17 protein-coding genes and 1 pseudogene are annotated in these 17348 nt (G+C 38.4%); 9 read left to right on the top strand and 9 right to left on the bottom strand.

Annotation, left to right across the window (positions count from 1 at the left end; translation table 11 throughout):
- The first annotated feature begins 123 nt into the window (after window positions 1-123).
- Window positions 124-993, top strand: a complete 870-nt coding sequence (locus tag ACHLI0_RS07825; RefSeq protein ID WP_062694631.1) for a DUF6845 domain-containing protein — start codon at window positions 124-126, stop codon at window positions 991-993.
- Window positions 994-1045: 52 nt separating this feature from the next.
- Here the strand turns inward: ACHLI0_RS07825 and ACHLI0_RS07820 are convergent, their stop codons facing one another.
- Complete coding sequence (locus tag ACHLI0_RS07820) at window positions 1046-2263, bottom strand: TnsA endonuclease N-terminal domain-containing protein (protein WP_062694633.1); 1218 nt, start codon at window positions 2261-2263, stop codon at window positions 1046-1048.
- Window positions 2264-2473: 210 nt separating this feature from the next.
- On the opposite strand from ACHLI0_RS07820, the gene ACHLI0_RS07815 reads away from it, so the two are divergent.
- Window positions 2474-3277: an AraC family transcriptional regulator gene (locus tag ACHLI0_RS07815; protein WP_055220194.1), complete on the top strand. Its 804-nt coding sequence runs from the start codon at window positions 2474-2476 to the stop codon at window positions 3275-3277.
- A gap of 94 nt (window positions 3278-3371) precedes the next feature.
- Entirely contained in the window at window positions 3372-3737 is a 366-nt protein-coding gene (locus ACHLI0_RS07810) for a VOC family protein (RefSeq protein ID WP_011108047.1), read from the top strand.
- Between the two features lie 122 nt (window positions 3738-3859).
- Here the strand turns inward: ACHLI0_RS07810 and ACHLI0_RS07805 are convergent, their stop codons facing one another.
- Window positions 3860-4717: an AraC family transcriptional regulator gene (locus ACHLI0_RS07805; protein WP_008761167.1), complete on the bottom strand. Its 858-nt coding sequence runs from the start codon at window positions 4715-4717 to the stop codon at window positions 3860-3862.
- A 312-nt stretch (window positions 4718-5029) separates the two neighbouring features.
- Here ACHLI0_RS07805 and ACHLI0_RS07800 point away from each other — a divergent pair, with 312 nt between their 5' ends.
- Entirely contained in the window at window positions 5030-5254 is a 225-nt protein-coding gene (locus ACHLI0_RS07800; RefSeq protein WP_055220199.1) for a winged helix-turn-helix domain-containing protein, read from the top strand.
- A 253-nt stretch (window positions 5255-5507) separates the two neighbouring features.
- On the opposite strand, the gene ACHLI0_RS07795 is transcribed toward ACHLI0_RS07800, so the two are convergent.
- Together ACHLI0_RS07795 and ACHLI0_RS07790 are read right to left on the bottom strand one after the other, a co-directional pair.
- Window positions 5508-6308 (bottom strand): pyrroline-5-carboxylate reductase family protein, encoded by an 801-nt coding sequence (locus tag ACHLI0_RS07795; protein ID WP_490748835.1) that lies wholly within the window; start codon window positions 6306-6308, stop codon window positions 5508-5510.
- 33 nt (window positions 6309-6341) lie between these two features.
- Window positions 6342-7652: an amino acid kinase family protein gene (locus tag ACHLI0_RS07790; RefSeq protein ID WP_373247754.1), complete on the bottom strand. Its 1311-nt coding sequence runs from the start codon at window positions 7650-7652 to the stop codon at window positions 6342-6344.
- Window positions 7653-8089: 437 nt separating this feature from the next.
- Here ACHLI0_RS07790 and ACHLI0_RS07785 point away from each other — a divergent pair, with 437 nt between their 5' ends.
- Window positions 8090-9412: an MATE family efflux transporter gene (locus tag ACHLI0_RS07785; protein ID WP_490748832.1), complete on the top strand. Its 1323-nt coding sequence runs from the start codon at window positions 8090-8092 to the stop codon at window positions 9410-9412.
- A gap of 12 nt (window positions 9413-9424) precedes the next feature.
- Window positions 9425-10132, top strand: coding sequence for a TIGR02757 family protein (locus ACHLI0_RS07780; protein ID WP_490748831.1), 708 nt, complete (start codon window positions 9425-9427; stop codon window positions 10130-10132).
- A gap of 83 nt (window positions 10133-10215) precedes the next feature.
- On the opposite strand, the gene ACHLI0_RS07775 is transcribed toward ACHLI0_RS07780, so the two are convergent.
- The 3 genes and pseudogenes from ACHLI0_RS07775 to ACHLI0_RS07765 form a co-directional block, all read right to left on the bottom strand.
- A complete protein-coding gene (locus ACHLI0_RS07775; protein ID WP_072067427.1) occupies window positions 10216-11148 on the bottom strand; it encodes a DUF3137 domain-containing protein in 933 nt (310 codons plus the stop codon).
- Between the two features lie 15 nt (window positions 11149-11163).
- Window positions 11164-11715, bottom strand: coding sequence for a LemA family protein (locus ACHLI0_RS07770; RefSeq protein ID WP_055220211.1), 552 nt, complete (start codon window positions 11713-11715; stop codon window positions 11164-11166).
- Window positions 11716-11960: 245 nt separating this feature from the next.
- A pseudogene (locus tag ACHLI0_RS07765) lies at window positions 11961-12224 on the bottom strand (leucine-rich repeat domain-containing protein); the annotation flags it as partial.
- 215 nt (window positions 12225-12439) lie between these two features.
- Between ACHLI0_RS07765 and ACHLI0_RS07760 the strand changes: the two are divergent.
- A complete protein-coding gene (locus ACHLI0_RS07760) occupies window positions 12440-13063 on the top strand; it encodes a hypothetical protein (RefSeq protein ID WP_258973297.1) in 624 nt (207 codons plus the stop codon).
- Between the two features lie 100 nt (window positions 13064-13163).
- On the opposite strand, the gene ACHLI0_RS07755 is transcribed toward ACHLI0_RS07760, so the two are convergent.
- Together ACHLI0_RS07755 and ACHLI0_RS07750 are read right to left on the bottom strand one after the other, a co-directional pair.
- Window positions 13164-13514, bottom strand: coding sequence for a DUF4907 domain-containing protein (locus ACHLI0_RS07755; RefSeq protein ID WP_490748829.1), 351 nt, complete (start codon window positions 13512-13514; stop codon window positions 13164-13166).
- Window positions 13498-14520: a Kelch repeat-containing protein gene (locus tag ACHLI0_RS07750; protein WP_490748828.1), complete on the bottom strand. Its 1023-nt coding sequence runs from the start codon at window positions 14518-14520 to the stop codon at window positions 13498-13500. The genes ACHLI0_RS07755 and ACHLI0_RS07750 overlap by 17 nt, the downstream gene beginning before the upstream one ends.
- A gap of 246 nt (window positions 14521-14766) precedes the next feature.
- Between ACHLI0_RS07750 and ACHLI0_RS07745 the strand changes: the two genes are divergently transcribed.
- Both ACHLI0_RS07745 and bamG read left to right on the top strand, forming a co-directional pair.
- A complete protein-coding gene (locus tag ACHLI0_RS07745; protein WP_490748827.1) occupies window positions 14767-16083 on the top strand; it encodes a DUF4270 family protein in 1317 nt (438 codons plus the stop codon).
- Window positions 16070-17275 carry a BamG family beta-barrel-assembly machinery protein gene (bamG, locus tag ACHLI0_RS07740; protein ID WP_490748825.1) on the top strand — a complete coding sequence of 402 codons (1206 nt, stop codon included), beginning with the start codon at window positions 16070-16072 and terminating at the stop codon, window positions 17273-17275. The genes ACHLI0_RS07745 and bamG overlap by 14 nt, the downstream gene beginning before the upstream one ends.
- The last annotated feature ends 73 nt before the right edge of the window (window positions 17276-17348 follow it).

The raw sequence follows: 17348 nt of genomic DNA, 5'->3' as shown, positions 1-17348 counted from the left end.
TCATCGTTAATAGCATCTTGAATTTTTCCACCGTTGTAAGTGTATGTGATACCTATTGTTTGTACATAACAAAAATCGTTTTTTATTGTTATAGTACGGAAAGTAACTAATAAGGAGAACATTATGAAAAAGAAATTTTTATTGTTTGGAGCACTGGTCGGTGCTTTGCTGTTGTCTTCCTGTTCGGGGGGAAGTAAAAAGCAGACTGTATCCTCGGAAAGTACGGAGGAATTGGATAATGCCAGTAAGGTGATCAATTATTATCATATGTCGCTCGCTGTATTGAGGCATGTGGCTAATGCGAAAGATATAAACGCTGTGTTGGGGTACATGGAACAGACAGGGAAAGTGCCTGAAGTTGAACCGATTGCACCTCCGGAAATAGCTGCCCGTGATACAGCGGAATTGTTGGATCCGGGAGACTATTTTAATCCTGAAGTCCGTCAGAATCTAAAGCAGAATTATGCCGGATTGTTTAATGTGCGGACACAGTTCTATGATAACTTCAATAAATTTCTAGCTTATAAGAAGTCGAAAGATACAGCAAAAACGGCTCAGCTTTTGGATGAAAACTATAAGTTGAGCGTAGAACTGTCCGAGTATAAGCAAGTGATTTTTGATATCCTAAGTCCTTTGACCGAACAAGCGGAGAGTGAACTTCTGGCTGATGAGCCGTTGAAAGATCAGATAATGGCGATGCGCAAGATGTCAGGCACGGTGCAGAGCATAATGAATTTGTATTCCCGCAAACATGCAATGGACGGAGTACGGATTGATTTGAAAATGGCGGAGCTGGAGAAGGAACTGAAGGCTGCGGAAAAAATTCCGGCTGTTACAGGTTATGATGAAGAACTGAAGAATTTTCAGAGCTTCCTCTCTACCGTTAAGTCCTTTATGAATGATATGCAGAAGGCAAGAAGCAAAGGTGCATATTCGGACAAAGAATATCAGGCGATGTCAGAAGCCTATGAATACGGGCTTTCTGTTATTTGAAAAATAAGCCCCCCTTGCCTGGCTATTATATTATACCCAGGCGAGGCATATTTTATGTTTTGTCGTTATTGATAATATCTGTCGATCCTTTTAATAACATCTTATTTTCAGGACTTAAAAGTAAATCACATATAATGGGCTTTTTAGTTTTCCAAATAAGTGTCGGCATGGAGTTATAGGATAAATTATTTTTTATAATGCATTGTAGCAGATGTATAGTCGTTACTTGATATTTATTTTTTAATTCGTTTACTTTACCATAAGTAAGTTTCTTAAATTCTTTCAAAGATTGCAAGATGCTTTCTTCGAAAGCGAGATTTGGAATAGTTTCGAATATATGATTGATATCTGTACGCCCATCTGTTAAAGTAGCTCCAAGACCTGTTTCTTCACAAAAATCAAGTAATGCCTTGAATTTTTTTTGTACAGATTGGTTGGCCATTTCGGTCAAAGGCTTAATTTCTACAACGAAACCTTTCCCATCATCAAGGAAGACTATAGCATCAGGGGTATATTTTCCTCTATCGTATGTGATTGTAATGCCTTGTTCGACATAATAAATAACCTCATGTGATTTTTCTAAACGTTTATAGAATTTTTTCTCAAGCATCGATTCGTAAAAAACATTTCTTTGAAGTTTATTACTATAGAACTCTCCAGCTTCTGATTCTAAATATTTTTTGTTTGGGTCATAGTTTCTATGAGGAGTTATTTGGTGGATTTCTTCAAGAGTCCATGACTTCACATGATCAAACCATATAATTTTGTTTGTAATATCTGTCAATTGTGAATTTTGCTTTTTGGGAAAGATTGTGCTTGTTTCTTTGATTTCTCTTTTCCAGGTTTTGATAATGGAATAATCCTGTTTAAAGTAAAGTTGAGCTAGATCAAAAAGAGTTTCTATGGGATATTCAGACAGATGGCTTTCTTGAAATTTTTTTAAGTAGCAAGCAAAATTGTGTACTTCATCAAGATTGATCTGGTGATTATTAGTCAATAGATTATCAATCTCAATGATGGCTGGGATATTTCTTTTTCTTAAAATTCCGAATTTCTTGAATACTTTTACTTTTAATTGACGGATTCTTTCACGACTAAGTCCTAATTTATCTCCCAAACTTATCATATTTTGTATTTCGTTTCCTTCCAAACCATATAATTCGGAGAAGATGTATTGCTCTCTGTCACTATATAAAGGTGTACCATCTTTTTTAGTGGCTAGTATGCACAGTTTAAGAGCAGTTATGAGACGAAGTCCTTGAGCATCCATATGGTTTTATGTATTGTGTGTATTAATAGAGAACAATATTAGACAATAAAAAAGAAAAAAGACATAAATACTTCTATTCTTTTTATCATTTTAACAGAAGGATAATTCTTTAGGTTTGATTTAATAATTAAATGTCTCTTTTTTACAATACAGATTCAAAGAGACTCTCTACTTTTGCTTCCATAATTAAAAAAGTGATATCTTTGCCATATGCAGTCATTTCAGATTATAAAGCCCGTTCCTGTGCTATCGCCTTACATCCGCCATTATTGGATATTGCAGGATGATGCAGCAGTTCCTGTTTCCGAACGGACTTTGCCCATCGGTTGTATGCAACTTGTTTTTCATAAAGGGAAACAACTCTTCCTGCAGAATGATTCAAAGTTGCAGCCACAGTCTTTTATTTGCGGACAGTCGGTCGGATTCTCCGATGTGTTGTCGACGGGTAGGATAGAGATGATTACGGTTGTTTTTCAACCTTATGCAGCGAAAGCCTTGCTCCACATTCCCGTTCACTTGTTTCATGGGAAGGATGTAGCGATGGATGAAGTGGAGGATGTAGAACTATCGGATTTGGCGAAGCAAGTCACTGATACTTCTGATAATATAGTCTGTATCCGTCTGATAGAGCAGTTTTTTCTTCGTCGTTTATATACTTTTTCCGGGTATAACCTGAAGAGGATGTCTGCTGTCTTTCAGGAAATCAATCTTCAACCACAAATAAATATTCCTCAATTGTCGGAGGCGGCTTGTTTGAGTAGCAAGCAGTTCGGACGTGTTTTTGCCGATTATGTCGGTACGACTCCCAAGGAATATCTTCGTATTGTGCGTATGCAACGTGCTTTATTTCTGTTGCAACAGGATGCGACTCTGCCTTTTGTACAAGTGGCCTATGAGTGTGGATACTCCGACCAGTCCCACATGATCAAGGAATTCAAACTATTTTCCGGTTATACGCCTGCAGAATATCTTTCTGTTTGTGCTCCTTATTCCGATTATTTCTCGGAACTTTGAAAATGTCTTTTTTTTCCTATCAGAGCTTTGTGGTATCCCTTACTTTTGCAGTGTCTTTGCAAAGGCTCAATAGTAACCATAAAAAAAGAACGAAATGAAAAAGTTTATTGCATTTTTTGAGATTCCTACAGTTGATTTTCACCGGGCTGTCGATTTCTATGAAACAGTGTTTGGGGTACAGCTTCCGGTTTTTGAATGTGAAGAGGAGAAGATGGCATGTTTCACGGAAGAGGGTGAAACGGTCGGCGCTATTTTCCATGCTCCCGATTATCTTCCTTCGGAAAAAGGAGTGATTATCTCTTTTAATTGTGAGGACATTGATCAGACACTGGAAAAAGTCCTTCGGAAAGGTGGAAAAATCATGATGCCCAAGACGAAAATCGAAGTAGAGGGCAGAGGCTGGTTTGCCTTGTTTGCGGATAGCGAGGGAAACAGGGTAGGGCTTTACGCCGATAAATAACAGATAGAAGAGAGGAAGATTATCTGTCCGGCGTAGTTACCCATTGATGGGTAATGATGAGCGAAAGTAGAATGAGACTGCATCCGTAAAGAAATGCAGTCTCATTTATTTTTAAATCCTTCTTATTCTACCGGAATATAAATCTCTGTCAACAGCTCTTCGGGAGCGGTTTCGCACGGATTGTTCAGATAGCGTTCGGCACTGGGTTCATCGCGTAGCGTACATTCCATTTCGGGCAGACATTTTCCATAGATAGTATCATATACCGCTTGCAGATTGTCATACGGACCTTTATATAAGAAGATTGCATAACGTCCCGCGGGAAGCGTCTTGAATCCTACATCTCCTTTGGGAGCTACCTGTACGGGCATCACCATACATACATCGGTGCGCAATTTCTCGGCTGGTGTCACTTTGGGGTCGTCGTGATAGATGCAGAGCGGGCTGAAATCTCCCATCGGCAGCTTTTGTTCTTTGATGAACTGCCACAGACGTCCCCATGTCCCTCCGTAGTCATTCAGTTTGTAGTCACCGGACAGGCGGATATAAATAACATTGCGTGCAGGTATACTCTTAATTTCACTTTTCAGTTCCAGGTCTGGCCTGATAATCGCTGGTTTCATAATTACAAAGTTTTTATTGTTTCGATACTCTAAAGGAGAAATACCATAAAACTGTCTGAACACTTTCGACAAGGAAGAAGGGGATGAATATCCGATGCGATAGGCAATATCGGCAATTGGAATATCCGAATAGCGCAATAAACGTGCGGCTGCTTCTGTCCGCGTCCGGACAATAAAGGTACCGATCGGTTCACCGAGGAATGCTTTCATAATCCGGTGAAAATAAAAAGGAGAAAAGTTTGATATCCTGGCCAGCGATTTCAAATCAATGTCTTCTCCTAAATGTTGATTGATATATTCCACCACAACATTTACGCACTTTTGATACTCTTCTTTGGTTGTTTTCTTCTGTTGCATAACTTCTTTTGGTATTTCACTTCGCAAAGGTATTGGTAAAAAAGGGAACGAACTTGTCCGATATTGCTATTATTCATTTTTTTTAATAAAACCTGTTGATTCTCTTTTAGTTACGCTATGAATTTATTTGATGATTTTGAGTATTCCAGAATGGTGCTTTAGTATAAAACATGACCGAATATTTAACTGTTTGAACCCGATTCTTTTTTGAATCTTTAAATAATGTCAATCTGTTAAATAAAATAAGAGAATATGTTATGAACTATTATTAAAATAGCTATCTTAGTTTCGAATTATTAATAGAGAATAGCCATGGATAAAAGAGTAGTAGGGAACAATGCCGGCAAGGTCTGGTGTGCCCTGAAAGAAATTGGTGAAATTTCGATACCAGAATTGGCGAGAAGATTAAACCTTAGCGTAGAGAGTACAGCATTAGCCGCCGGTTGGCTGGCGAGAGAGAACAAAATTTGTATCCAGCGGAAAAATGGATTAATTGCTTTATCTGATGAAAGCACTTTCCCTTTTAGCTTTGGATAATAAAGAATGCTGTTCGTGAACATCTTTGAAGTTCCATTAACTTATAAGTAAAGAATTGTCGATATAAAGTATCGTAAGTTAAATCTGAACATGAAGAACTGAATTTAGAAAGAGTTACTCTGTGTATAGGGTAACTCTTTTTAATGTATAATAAACGTATAATAATGCTGTTAGTATCTTCTTCTTTATATGAAAAATATATACTTTATATTAGTGCGAAATTATGTGCGTGAAAATTTAGGGGATTGTTTGTCTATTCTTCAGTCTCTTTATCGGTCGATACTGTGACGCTACTTTTTATGGCATGAATAACGGCGGAAGTAAATCCCCTGTGCTCCAGTTCATTCAATCCTTTAATGGTGGCTCCACCGGGAGTGGCTGCTTTTTCTATTTCTAACAGCGGGTGGGTGTCGTGATTTAAAATCAGTTCTGTAGCTCCTTCCATGCTATATGCCGTCATTCGCATTGCATCTTCAGCGGAGATACCCAATTCTATGCCGGCTTGCATGGCTGCATGAATATATTTTAATGCGAAAGCGATTCCACTGGAAGTTAATGCAGAAATGATATCCAGCTGTTTCTCTTCTGCGAACAAACACTTTCCTCCTTCTTCAAATGTTTGTTTTATGAGTTGCTGGTGTTCTTTGCCGGCTTTGCGTGAAGTTATCAGGGTCAGGCTCGAATGTTCCGTAATGGCGATATTTGGAACAACCCGGAATATAGGCATTTCGGTTTCCGATAAATGTGCCAGGTGAGAAATGGATATTCCGGTTACCAGTGAAACCAGGATTTGGGTACGTGAGAATCGTAACGGAGATAATACTTCGTCTACTATACATGGTTTGACAGCCAGAATTATAATGTCGGCTTCCGATATGGCATACTGATTCTCTGTCATTATGCGTATCGCGGGAAATTGTTTGTGCAGATTTTCTAGCTTGTCTGTATGAGGGGTAGAAATGATAATATCTGTTTCGTTGTAGAGATGTCCTTTTGCCAGACAGGCAGCAACTGCGCTCCCTATGTTTCCGGCTCCTATAATTGTAATTTTCATGTTTTTATGGATTTGTATTTATTACTTTGTTAATCAGGCTGAAAGTCTTTCAAGAAAACGCTGTGACAGCGAATTGAGTAATTGCTTCTTATCAGCCGTGTGAACTGATATTGTGAAACAATGATCGCTGCCGCCATAAGAAATCAGTGATATGGGGATATGCCTGATTGTTTCCATGATGTTACTTTCCAGTTGTGTACGTTCCCAATGAAGTGATCCTATGATATGTATTACGGACATATTTTCGTCAACGACCATTTCTGTGTATTTGTGCAGTTCTCTTTGAATTATTCGCAGGGTATCACGACTGGCTGTCAGAATCATGGAGACAGAAACATTGGATGAGGCCATTGAGATAACGTTTATCTGATATTTATTAATGACTTCCAGTAATTTGCCCATGAGTAAATAGCCGGGCAGGACGTTCAATGACGTGAAGCGTACAAACGTCACTGAGTCTTGGATAATAATGGCTTTAACACTGCTTTCCGTATCATGGGAAGAGATGTAGAGCCGTTCTGTTTCCAGGTCATGGGTGTCTATTAAGCGGATAACGATATTGGAACGGGCTGCAAGAGTGATACAGTCTGTATAAATTAAGTGTACTCCACTGTTAATCAACTGTTCGGCTTCGGTGTAGGTCAGAGAATGTTGTTCCCTGGCACAGTTCCGGTTGGCATAGATATTCGTGAGTTCGGTTGACAGAATGATTTCGTCTGCTTCGAATATGCTGGCGAGTACGGTAGCATAATAATCATTACGCTTCTCATTCATGAAATCAATTTCGCCATATACATTTTTGCATAAGGAAAGGGGAGCGATGAAAATGTCAGTATCCCGATTCTCATTGATATACTGCCTGATAGATTCCTGAATGTAGGGGATATCCGGTTTCCTTTCCAGATTCATCTGCATAAAAGTACCGGTATCCAATGTGCGGGCATTCAGTCCATGCTGACGCAGGCAGCAGGTAAACAATTCTCCGGATAACCGATATATTTCGGCTTTTATTATTTTATCAATTAATAAATCGGCTTTGTCTTCCACCAGTTTGTGCATCTTTTCGATACATTCCCGGATATATTTCTTTATATCCGTATTTAGTGGCAAATCTGTTATGAGGTGATCTGCCAGTGTACGGCAATATTCTTCGATATTATTGATTGTTGTATGCGAAGCACTGTCTTCTTCGTGAAACCAGCTGATAGAAATATCCTGCAGCCATTCTTGTAGTTGCGTCAGTGTCGGAACCACAACTACGTAAGGATGTTCCTTTAGGATGTAATTGATTACTTGTCTGATTTCATCCTCTTCTTTCATTTTTTCAAATTTGCAAACTTTCATTGTTATCTGATAATTTATTGGTTACTGATCTTTTCAAAATGATATGCCTTTTTTCAAATAGAGATGGTCTGTTGCCATCGATCTGCTATTTGATAATCAGGTATATTGTTCAGAATCAAATTATTAATTCTATTATTCCCGCTTCTGAAGCAGTCCATTACTAGATGTAATCTGCTAATACCATACCATATTAGGAGATGATATAAAAATGACTATCTTTGTAGCGTGATTAATGAACTGACAGTATATCCATCTATTTATGAAACTCTGTATATAGCTACGCTCAACGAATAGCATCCTTTCTAATCAGGCTATTCAGCTATCCGGTAAGCAACGACCCGCTTGCCAAAGAGTTTTTATATCCATTTTTATGAATTTACGAAACTGTGTACTGCTATGAGTGTAGTATGCTGTATCGTGCTATTTTTAGTTGAGCAATGAAATATACGTATAAGCAAATATGGCTCATCAACTTTCCTGTGATGATGAGCATTCTGATGGAGCAATTAATCAACATTACCGATGCTGTCTTTTTGGGACACGTAGGAGAAATCGAATTGGGAGCATCCGCACTTGCGGGAATATATTATTTAGCGATTTATATGCTGGGATTTGGATTCAGCATTGGTCTGCAGGTTATGATTGCCCGAAGAAATGGGGAGCAACATTACAAAGAAACAGGGAGCACCTTCTTTCAGGGATTATACTTTCTGATGGCGATGGCAATCATGCTTTGCCTGTTGATACAGCTTGTTTCTCCGTTTATTCTGCAACGGCTGATTACTTCTGATGAAATTTATCAGGCTGTGATCCGTTACCTGGACTGGCGTAGTTTCGGACTGTTGTTTTCGTTTCCTTTCTTAGCTTTCCGGGCTTTCCTGGTTGGGATCACGAATACTAAAGCCCTCTCCGGAGCAGCCCTTACGGCAGTCTGTATCAATATCCCTTTCAACTATTTACTGATATTCAAACTAGATATGGGCATATCCGGAGCAGCTATGGCGTCCTCCATTGCTGAGTTTGGAGCGTTTCTCATACTCTTGTTATATATGTGTAAAACGGTAGATAAGAAAAAATATGGTCTGAGTGCCGTCTATGATGGCAGATTGCTGATGAAACTACTACAACTGTCCGTATGGAGTATGCTTCATGCTTTTATCAGTGTCGCTCCCTGGTTTCTGTTTTTTGTGGCTATTGAACATTTGGGGAAGACAGAACTTGCTATTTCCAATATTACCCGGAGTGTGTCTACCCTCTTTTTTGTGATAGTCAATTCTTTCGCTTCTACTACTGGATCGTTAGTCAGCAATCTGATCGGGGCAGGACAGGGGAAGGAACTTTTTCCTGTTTGTCGCAAAGTTCTCAGATTAGGCTATATGGTGGGGCTTCCATTGATACTGACAGCTCTTTGGGGCAATCAATGGATCATCGCATTTTATACGAATAACGATTATTTAGTCAAACTTGCTTTTTGGCCTTTTATAGTCATGTTGTTGAATTATGTGTTTGCATTGCCCGGATATGTTTATATCAATGCTGTTACAGGTACGGGAAAGACAAGACTTGCCTTTGTCTTTCAACTGGCTACTATCCTGATCTATCTGATTTATCTATATCTGCTGAGCGAGTGTTTTCATGCATCTTTGTGGGTGTATATGACGGCAGAATATCTGTTCGTTATTCTATTGGGAATACAATCCATTCTGTACTTGAAGAGGAAATCCAAACGGAATATGTACTTTTGTACTTTCAATGATTGATACTTTCTCGAAATGACTGAAGATATAAAGAATAAACTTTTGATGTGTTCAGAGGTGTACCATTGTGCAGGCTTTATTGCAAGTGATCCGGTGCAGTTCCCTCATCGTTATACGCTGAAACAAGATATAGAGATTAGCGGACTGCTGACGGCAATTATGAGTTTTGGCAATCGCAAGCAGATATTGAAGAAAGCGGAAGAACTGCATAAGCTAATGGGAACTTCACCTTATCAATATGTATTATCCCGCCGGTGGGAGGAAGATTTTCCTTCCGGGGCAACCCATAGTTTTTATCGGATGCTGTCGTATGCTGATTTTCATGGATACTTCCGTCGGTTATATACGGCCTATACGCAGTTCGGAACTTTGGAAGATGCTTTGAAGGTATATTCCGGAATACCTATGGAGAAGTTATGTGCATTTCTTGAAGTTTCTGCCAAAAGTCCTCAAAAGAAACTGAATATGTTTTTACGTTGGATGATTCGTCGGGATTCAGAGGTTGATTTGGGCATTTGGGAGAGTTTTGACCGTAAAGACCTGATTGTTCCGTTAGATACTCATGTCTGTAGGGTAGCTTATTACTTCAAGTTGACGGATATGGAAACTTTTTCTCTGAAGAATGCTCGTCGGATTACTGCTGCATTGGCTGAAGTCTTTCCGGATGATCCCTGTCTGGGTGATTTTGCTTTATTTGGATTAGGCGTCAACGGGGAGATTTGAGTTGCAGAAGCTCTATAGAAGTATCAATCAAACCTCTATAAAGTCCGACATATAAAACGGGTTCTGTTTCTGCTGATTCGTTTTTATTTTTTGCTCCAGATTCGTGTATTAAGATTTAAGTCCTCTACAATAGAGACCAATGCATGAATCATGCTGAAATCGTTTTTGAGCTGGCTAAGGTCATCCATCGGTTTCCAGATGCTGGCTTCAAAATGATTTCTTGATTCGGGAATGGCTATCAGGATATTTGAATCTCTGAAACTAATTGTTATGTTTCTATTGAATTCTCTGTCTAGTGCAAGAAGTCGTTCCATCATTGAAGGAGAAAGAAGGTAGCGTGCTTCAATCTGGTCTGTAGAGTAAACATCGAATGTTTTCTCGAAATCCGGATTTTCCAGTTTCACCCGCGAACCGCTGGAGCTTAGTTTGAAAAGACTGTTCCTTAAGATAGTGGTATGGCCCTGAAAGTCTTTCTGAAAATCGGCAATGAAAAAGAAACCTTTAAAGATATCTACCCAATAGTGACTTGTCTGCCCTTTTGAATTGACACGTGTTTTTCTTTCTTCGGCATGAATTTCCGCACAGCAGAAGTCCGTTTTTCCTACACGTCCCTGTATCAGATCTTCTGTGTGATAACGGTCGGGAGAAGTGAACAGGGCACAGTTTCGGAATGTACTTTCTTTGATTCCCTCTTCGGGGGTGAAGACGGCATTTTCACAAAAAGATTGTAATATTTGTGCGATTACTTCCTGTTTATAATAGGAGGATAGCTCCTGTGATTTGGCATTTACACAACTGTAATATATCAACAAAGCAATACCTGCTGCAATGCCAATTCCAATGAGTGCGACATTGATATAAAGTGAAAATGCAATACCAATCACAAAAACAATTCCTCCTGCCCATGTCCCGGTGGAATGTCCCTGCTTCTTTAGTTCTTTGCGTTTTTGTTCAAGACTTTGCAGAGTAGAGGAAAGACTTTGTACCAATGTCTCAAATTGCGGACTTTCTGCCATATTATATATTGTTTTTTACTGATTCAACAAGTTATTCACATTCGGAACAGTACGTTCCTGTTCGGAAATGGAGAATACGTTTTTGCGTGTGAAACCAAACATACCGGCCAACAGATTTGACGGGAAAGTCTGTACTGCATTATTATAGTCAGTGACGCAAGCGTTAAAGGTTCGGCGTGCCGCCGAAAGCTGCTCTTCAGTTTCGTTAAGCGCACGTTGTAACTGTTCGAAGTTTTCAGACGCTTTCAGTTGCGGATAGTTTTCTGCAATGGCAAAAAAGTGTGTACAGGCTTGTGAGAAAGCAGAGTCCAGATTTTCTTTATCCTGATTAGAGAAAGATGCGTACGACTTGTTGCGCATTTCCGTAATCTGTGCGAATGTGCTTTTTTCATGTTCTGCATATTCTTTGACTGTAGTTACCAGATTAGGAATCAAGTCGTATCTCTTTTTCAGCATTACGTCGATGGCTGCGAAAGCATTTTCCGTCTCATTTCTTTTTCGCACCAGTGAGTTGTAAATAGCGATGAAAATCACTACTACTACAGCTATAATAATTAGTATAGTCATAACTATATGTCTGGCATCCTCTTGCCGTTTTCTATATTTGTGAATTCGAAGTAGTTTTATTGCGTCAAAGATAAAGAATAAAACTGGAAAATAGAACAGTATTTGGGAGTAAAGAAGAATATATAGCGGAATATTTACTGAATATATCTGACAGAAACCGAATAAAAAAGAATTTCCGATTATCATCAAAAAAAGTGGATGTGGAATCGACTTTTACGATGATAACCGAAAATTCAGATAAATCATCAGGACGCTTGTATTTTGTTTGTGTAGTCTTGCCAACCGGCTGCGGTTTTATATTTCTCTACAGATTCGGCGGGAACACGAATGACAGTAATGTCATCCGGAAATCCGTACCATATCTTTTCAAATACTTGTGGGGGTGTTATCCCTTCTACCTTGACTTCTTTGATACCTGTGTTATTGAATGCTGAAAAATTAATCTGTGTCACATTTGCCGGAATGGTCAGTTGAGTGACTTTTCTGTTACCACCCAACAATCCTTGACCTGCTTTGTGGAATTTCTGTGTACATCTACTTATCAGGCTTTGTTTGAAATGGTAAATCTTTAGAGATAAGTGTGTCACACCAAATTATAGTAAATTTGTAACTGTGTAAAATAATAATTTTGTATTTTTGTGTCGTTAAACAATAGACGATTTTTTGGTCGTTCAGTGTTTATGAGACATGAACAGGATATAATAATAGAAAAAGTTTTGTATATATGGAACGTTTAGATGAATTTTTCGATAGAATTAAAAATGAATTTGTAGCTGCTTTCAAGTATTATAAAGGAAGGGATAAAAATAAATATTATGGAGATAGGTTTGAAGAGTGGGTTGTAAAAAGTTCTAATATAAGTAAGATTACTTATAACAATTCAAATAATGGAGATCCTTTTTGGCAGTTTCTAGAATGGAGGGGAGATAAATATATTGATGGTTATTGTCCATTATCTTCTTCCTCTCCAGATTTATTATTAAAATGTATTGGGAAGAAGAATAGTTTAAATTATAAGTCCGAAGAAATAATAGCTGTAGAATGTAAATGGAGAAGTAAAAAAGACTTTCGTCTTGACAAGAAAAATATAGAAAAGTATGAAGAGTACATGAGAAACAGCGAATGGAAACACCCTATAAAAGAATTATTCTATGTTTTTGGTTTTGGATGGTCTAATGATAATCCTGAATCTGTATATGTTATTCCAGCTGAGGTGCTATATAAATATGATAAAGATAGTCATGAAATAATATTTCCTAATGAAACAGTGGAGGAAAAAATAAAACGATTGAGTTCTTATGAAGCTAAGACTAAATATCTTATGTATAATTTGGATTTATTTAATTAGTTTTTTCTTACTGGTAAATAGCGTAGAGTAATTGTGGAATATACAATTAGAGAATAGGATTTTCTTGTCTTATTCTCTAAAATATAAAATATTATAGATCTTATTTATCTACAAAATAGAAATTAGCAGGTAAACGTTGAAGAACATCTTCCTTTGATACGGAAAAATCAGAGTGGGCGTTGAATCGTTTTAGGACTAAGATTCCCACTTTTCGTGTACTTATCTCGTCAGGGAAAGGAGCTACCGTATCAATGGCCGGAATAGTGGGCTGGTATATCAATACCTTCTGCTTTATGACGATTTGATATCCCCAGCCATTTTCTGATTGAAATATTTCTAATTCAGCTTTTGGTTCTTCTTCATCTTCAATTATTAAAATTGAGTGATGAAGAAGAATGATGATTAGCAATGACAACAGACTAATCCAAAGCGTGCTAGTTACGGTTTTCATATGCATCATTGTCTTCATATTCATAGGGATGCAGTTCCCAAATATCATCAAAGCGGTATGTGCTGCTTTTGCCTGTTACAATAAATCCTTTGTCATTATTGGAGAAGGAAGCAGTTGCTGTGCGGGGAGCGCCTTTGAACTTGGCAACCTCTTCCCATAAATCAGTAGCAGGAGAGTATTTCCATGTATTGCTGCGTAAGTCAGGAGCTCCACCGCAGGTCAGATAAGCCTGTCCGTCAATAACAAAAGCGACTCCATAAATTCGTGTTATACTGTTATATTTATTATCGTATGTCGCATCGGATGTATCTGAAATATCGCGGAGTTGAATCCAGCGTTTTTGAGAAGGATCATATTTCCAGAAATCTTTCACATATTCACCATTATTGTATCCGGCGCAAACATAAGCAATATTATCTATCACAAAGCTGGCGGCTCCCCGACGCTTGCTGCCTCCCAGGCTCACAATTTGTTCCCATGTGTCAGTTAGCGGGGTATAGCTGTAGAAGTCTTTCAGGTAGTTCCCGTCATATCCGCTGCCCAGGTATCCTTTGTCTGACAATCCGAATGCTGTAGCATCATTGCGGGCGCTTCCCGGATAATCAGTTTTCGAACTCCATACATTTGTTTCCGGATTATACTCCCAAAAATCCTTGAAATAGTTTTTTCCGTCATAACCTGTACCGAAATATCCTTTAGTATCTATAGAGAAAGCTGTGGCTGAGCTGCGGGGAGTTCCTGGAAAAGAAGCTTTTTGTGTCCAGAAATCAAGTTCCATATCGTATTCCCAAAGGTCATTAAGATGTTTTCTGCCGTCATATCCACCAGTTAGATATCCCTTATTGCCAATAGTGAAAGAGGTTGCTTCCCCGCGTGCCAAACCGTCAAAGTCGGACACGCGATACCATTTACCCATTAAATCTTCGTCTTCCTCGTCGTTGCTACAAGAAATAGTGATAACAGAAAAGATTGTTATCAAGAGTACTAATAAATTTTGATGTTTCATCCTGTATATTCATATTATATTTATGGGTGCAAAAGAACAAGGCTTTCATGTGACTGACAAATTGAATCGGTGAGACTGCTGATTTGCACCGTAAACAGAGTATACAGGCAGGTGAATTGACTGGCAATATTTAAAAACAGGTTTTGCCTTTATGAATGATATATTCCCGGGGAGATATGAGTGGATTGACGGGTTAAAATTGTATGGTTGAATAGTAATTCTCTCTTTTGCCCTTAAAAAAGTACTATGCATAAATTGTTGATTGTTATTGGCTTTTGTTTAGTCACATTTTTAGGAGTGATATCGTGCTATGATGAGCACAATACTTTTGGGGACAGGTTAGTTGATTCAGATTTACGTAATATAAGGATGGACACAAGTTCAATTATCACAACTGCTGTTTTGATAGACTCTTTAGAAACCTCCGGAAAACAAGTTGTCCTGGCAGGCAGATACTTGCATCCGGTATGGGGGAAGGTTTCAGCTGCCAGTTACATTCCTTATTTGCGTCCGGAATATTCGACGGAAGCAGATGTAACGGTGTTGTTTGATTCATTGATGCTGGTACTTTCGGGTAATAGTAGTTTTGTGGGAGATACTACTTTGTTGCAACAATATTCGATTCATTTGCTTTCTGAAAAAATAATGTTGAATGATAATGGTTATTTGTACAATAATTCTTCATTTGTTTATGAGTCCGAACCCTTGGCAGTTTACTCTTTTATGCCCAGGCCTAATGTTGCTGAAAAATTGGAAATTCGTTTGCCGGATAAGCTGGGGAAAGACTTGCTTACTCGCTTTCACAATCATGATGAATCAGTTGCTGTCAATCATTTTGAGGATTATTTTAAAGGAATTGTAATAGTCCCCGATGTACAGAGTTATTCATTATTGGGCTTTCAGGTTTCAGATTCATTGTCGGCCTTAGTGTTGCATTATCATATTGAAGGAGGTTATGAGAATCATCAGCAATTAGTCTTTTCGCCAAATACTGCCACACAATTTAATCAGTTGACACATGATCGGCGTGATACTCCTATGGAACCTTATCCGTTGAAAAAAGTAGAAATACCTTCAGCGGATTTGGGAAATCGGGGACTGTTGTTTGCCGGCATCGGGTGGTATACCCGTCTTGAGTTTCCTTATCTGAACAATATAATGGAGCAGGGAGAATATGTGCATATTGAGAAAGCAGGATTGAAGATATATCCTGAATATGGAACTTATTCGGATTTTAACGCATTACCGGATAGTATCTTTTTGTACATAGCAGATGAAAATAATGTAGTGACTGATGCTGTGAAGGACTATTTAGGAAAGCAGGTGCAGGGAGGAAAGTTGGTAAAGGATGATTTATTCCTCGGAAATACATATTATTATTTTGATGTGACTCAATTTATGAAAGAAGAGTTGGGAGCTTCCGGAAAATACAAACATAATCTTCAGTTGGTATTCAATAGTGATGATTATACCAAGACATTGAAGAATCTGACTTTCAGTGCCCCCAATGGACAAAATCCTATTTTATTACAACTAAATTACAAAATATATGAAAGCTATTAACTGCATAACTTTTTTTTTGTTGATTACATTAAAAGCACAGACACAGAACGTAATGACTTCATCGCCTTACTCCATGTTCGGTATAGGTGAACTGGAATCCGGACTTTACGGCCAAAATGCAGCTATGGGTGGTGTTTCTTATGGGATGCGAAATTCTACGCTGATAAATATCGAAAATCCGGCAGGATTGACAGCATTAGACAGTAAACGGTTATTGACAGAGCTCTCTATATTCGCAAAAAATGAATCATATACTTCCGGAAGCAGTTCTAATCAGGCTTTTACCGGAAGTTTCTCTGCTTTAATGCTGGGAGGGCGGGTTATTCCACGATGGTATATGGCAGTGAGTCTGACTCCCTATAGCTCAGTTGGCTATTATTTTCACTCTTCTCAACCAATAGAAGGAGCTCCTCATGAAAGTTATGCTGCTGCATTTACGGGAAGTGGTGGAATATCAAAGGTAAGTTGGTCTAATGCTTATCTTTTATCTCGGCATTGGTCGTTGGGAGCGAATATCAGTTATCTGTTTGGCAACATTGTATTGTCTGAACTGCAAAGTGATCTGGTCGTTGAAAAAAGGATGCATGCGCGATCGCTTTATGCCAATTTGGGGATTCAGTATCATCGTGCATTGACTCATGATTTGTCTTATACATGGGGAGTTGTTTATGGTTATCGGCAGAAACTGAATATAACTAATCGGAAGTATATAGTAAATGACAAGACACAAGATAAAAAGAAGCAAAAAAGTCAGAAACAGAGTTTGCCTCAATATTTTGGAATAGGAGGGGCTGTACAGTATAAGAAATGTACGTATGCGATGGATTATGCTTTTCAGCAATATAGTTCTTTGACATCCGTAGATAGCCGGATCAAATTTCGGGATGTAAACGAATGTCGTATCGGAATTTGTTATTTTCCGAACGGTTACCCTTCAGACAGTTTTTGGAAACGAGTAGCTTATAAAACCGGAGTCAATATTTCTAATTCGTATATGGAAATTAATGGGAATCCGGGATTTTCTTTACGATTGAATGCAGGATTGAGTTTACCTGTATTTAGAGGAAGAATTGATGCTGCTGTTTTTTATGACCGGACACAACTGAGAAAAGGAGCATTAAATCGGGATGTTGTAGGTATTACAGTTTCTTTTGCGTTGAACGAGATATTCTATAAGGGAAAACTTAAATGAACGAAATAGGACTTATTTGTAATATGCGATGCAATATAGCGCCCGAAATTTCATTTACTCATAAGAATAGGGC

This window comes from Bacteroides sp. RCH18 (genome assembly GCF_058231005.1).
The sequence above is the reverse complement of the archived record's forward strand: the minus strand, read 5'-3'. Positions and strand labels throughout refer to the sequence as shown.

What these genes read in the sequence shown, in the direction of transcription:
- ACHLI0_RS07825 (WP_062694631.1), top strand. Translation starts at nt 124, where the DNA reads ATGAAAAAGAAATTTTTATTGTTTGGAGCACTGGTCGGTGCTTTGCTG.
- ACHLI0_RS07820 (WP_062694633.1), bottom strand. Translation starts at nt 2,263, where the DNA reads ATGGATGCTCAAGGACTTCGTCTCATAACTGCTCTTAAACTGTGCATA.
- ACHLI0_RS07815 (WP_055220194.1), top strand. Translation starts at nt 2,474, where the DNA reads ATGCAGTCATTTCAGATTATAAAGCCCGTTCCTGTGCTATCGCCTTAC.
- ACHLI0_RS07810 (WP_011108047.1), top strand. Translation starts at nt 3,372, where the DNA reads ATGAAAAAGTTTATTGCATTTTTTGAGATTCCTACAGTTGATTTTCAC.
- ACHLI0_RS07805 (WP_008761167.1), bottom strand. Translation starts at nt 4,717, where the DNA reads ATGCAACAGAAGAAAACAACCAAAGAAGAGTATCAAAAGTGCGTAAAT.
- ACHLI0_RS07800 (WP_055220199.1), top strand. Translation starts at nt 5,030, where the DNA reads ATGGATAAAAGAGTAGTAGGGAACAATGCCGGCAAGGTCTGGTGTGCC.
- ACHLI0_RS07795 (WP_490748835.1), bottom strand. Translation starts at nt 6,308, where the DNA reads ATGAAAATTACAATTATAGGAGCCGGAAACATAGGGAGCGCAGTTGCT.
- ACHLI0_RS07790 (WP_373247754.1), bottom strand. Translation starts at nt 7,652, where the DNA reads ATGAAAGTTTGCAAATTTGAAAAAATGAAAGAAGAGGATGAAATCAGA.
- ACHLI0_RS07785 (WP_490748832.1), top strand. Translation starts at nt 8,090, where the DNA reads ATGAAATATACGTATAAGCAAATATGGCTCATCAACTTTCCTGTGATG.
- ACHLI0_RS07780 (WP_490748831.1), top strand. Translation starts at nt 9,425, where the DNA reads ATGACTGAAGATATAAAGAATAAACTTTTGATGTGTTCAGAGGTGTAC.
- ACHLI0_RS07775 (WP_072067427.1), bottom strand. Translation starts at nt 11,148, where the DNA reads ATGGCAGAAAGTCCGCAATTTGAGACATTGGTACAAAGTCTTTCCTCT.
- ACHLI0_RS07770 (WP_055220211.1), bottom strand. Translation starts at nt 11,715, where the DNA reads ATGACTATACTAATTATTATAGCTGTAGTAGTAGTGATTTTCATCGCT.
- ACHLI0_RS07760 (WP_258973297.1), top strand. Translation starts at nt 12,440, where the DNA reads ATGGAACGTTTAGATGAATTTTTCGATAGAATTAAAAATGAATTTGTA.
- ACHLI0_RS07755 (WP_490748829.1), bottom strand. Translation starts at nt 13,514, where the DNA reads ATGAAAACCGTAACTAGCACGCTTTGGATTAGTCTGTTGTCATTGCTA.
- ACHLI0_RS07750 (WP_490748828.1), bottom strand. Translation starts at nt 14,520, where the DNA reads ATGAAACATCAAAATTTATTAGTACTCTTGATAACAATCTTTTCTGTT.
- ACHLI0_RS07745 (WP_490748827.1), top strand. Translation starts at nt 14,767, where the DNA reads ATGCATAAATTGTTGATTGTTATTGGCTTTTGTTTAGTCACATTTTTA.
- bamG (WP_490748825.1), top strand. Translation starts at nt 16,070, where the DNA reads ATGAAAGCTATTAACTGCATAACTTTTTTTTTGTTGATTACATTAAAA.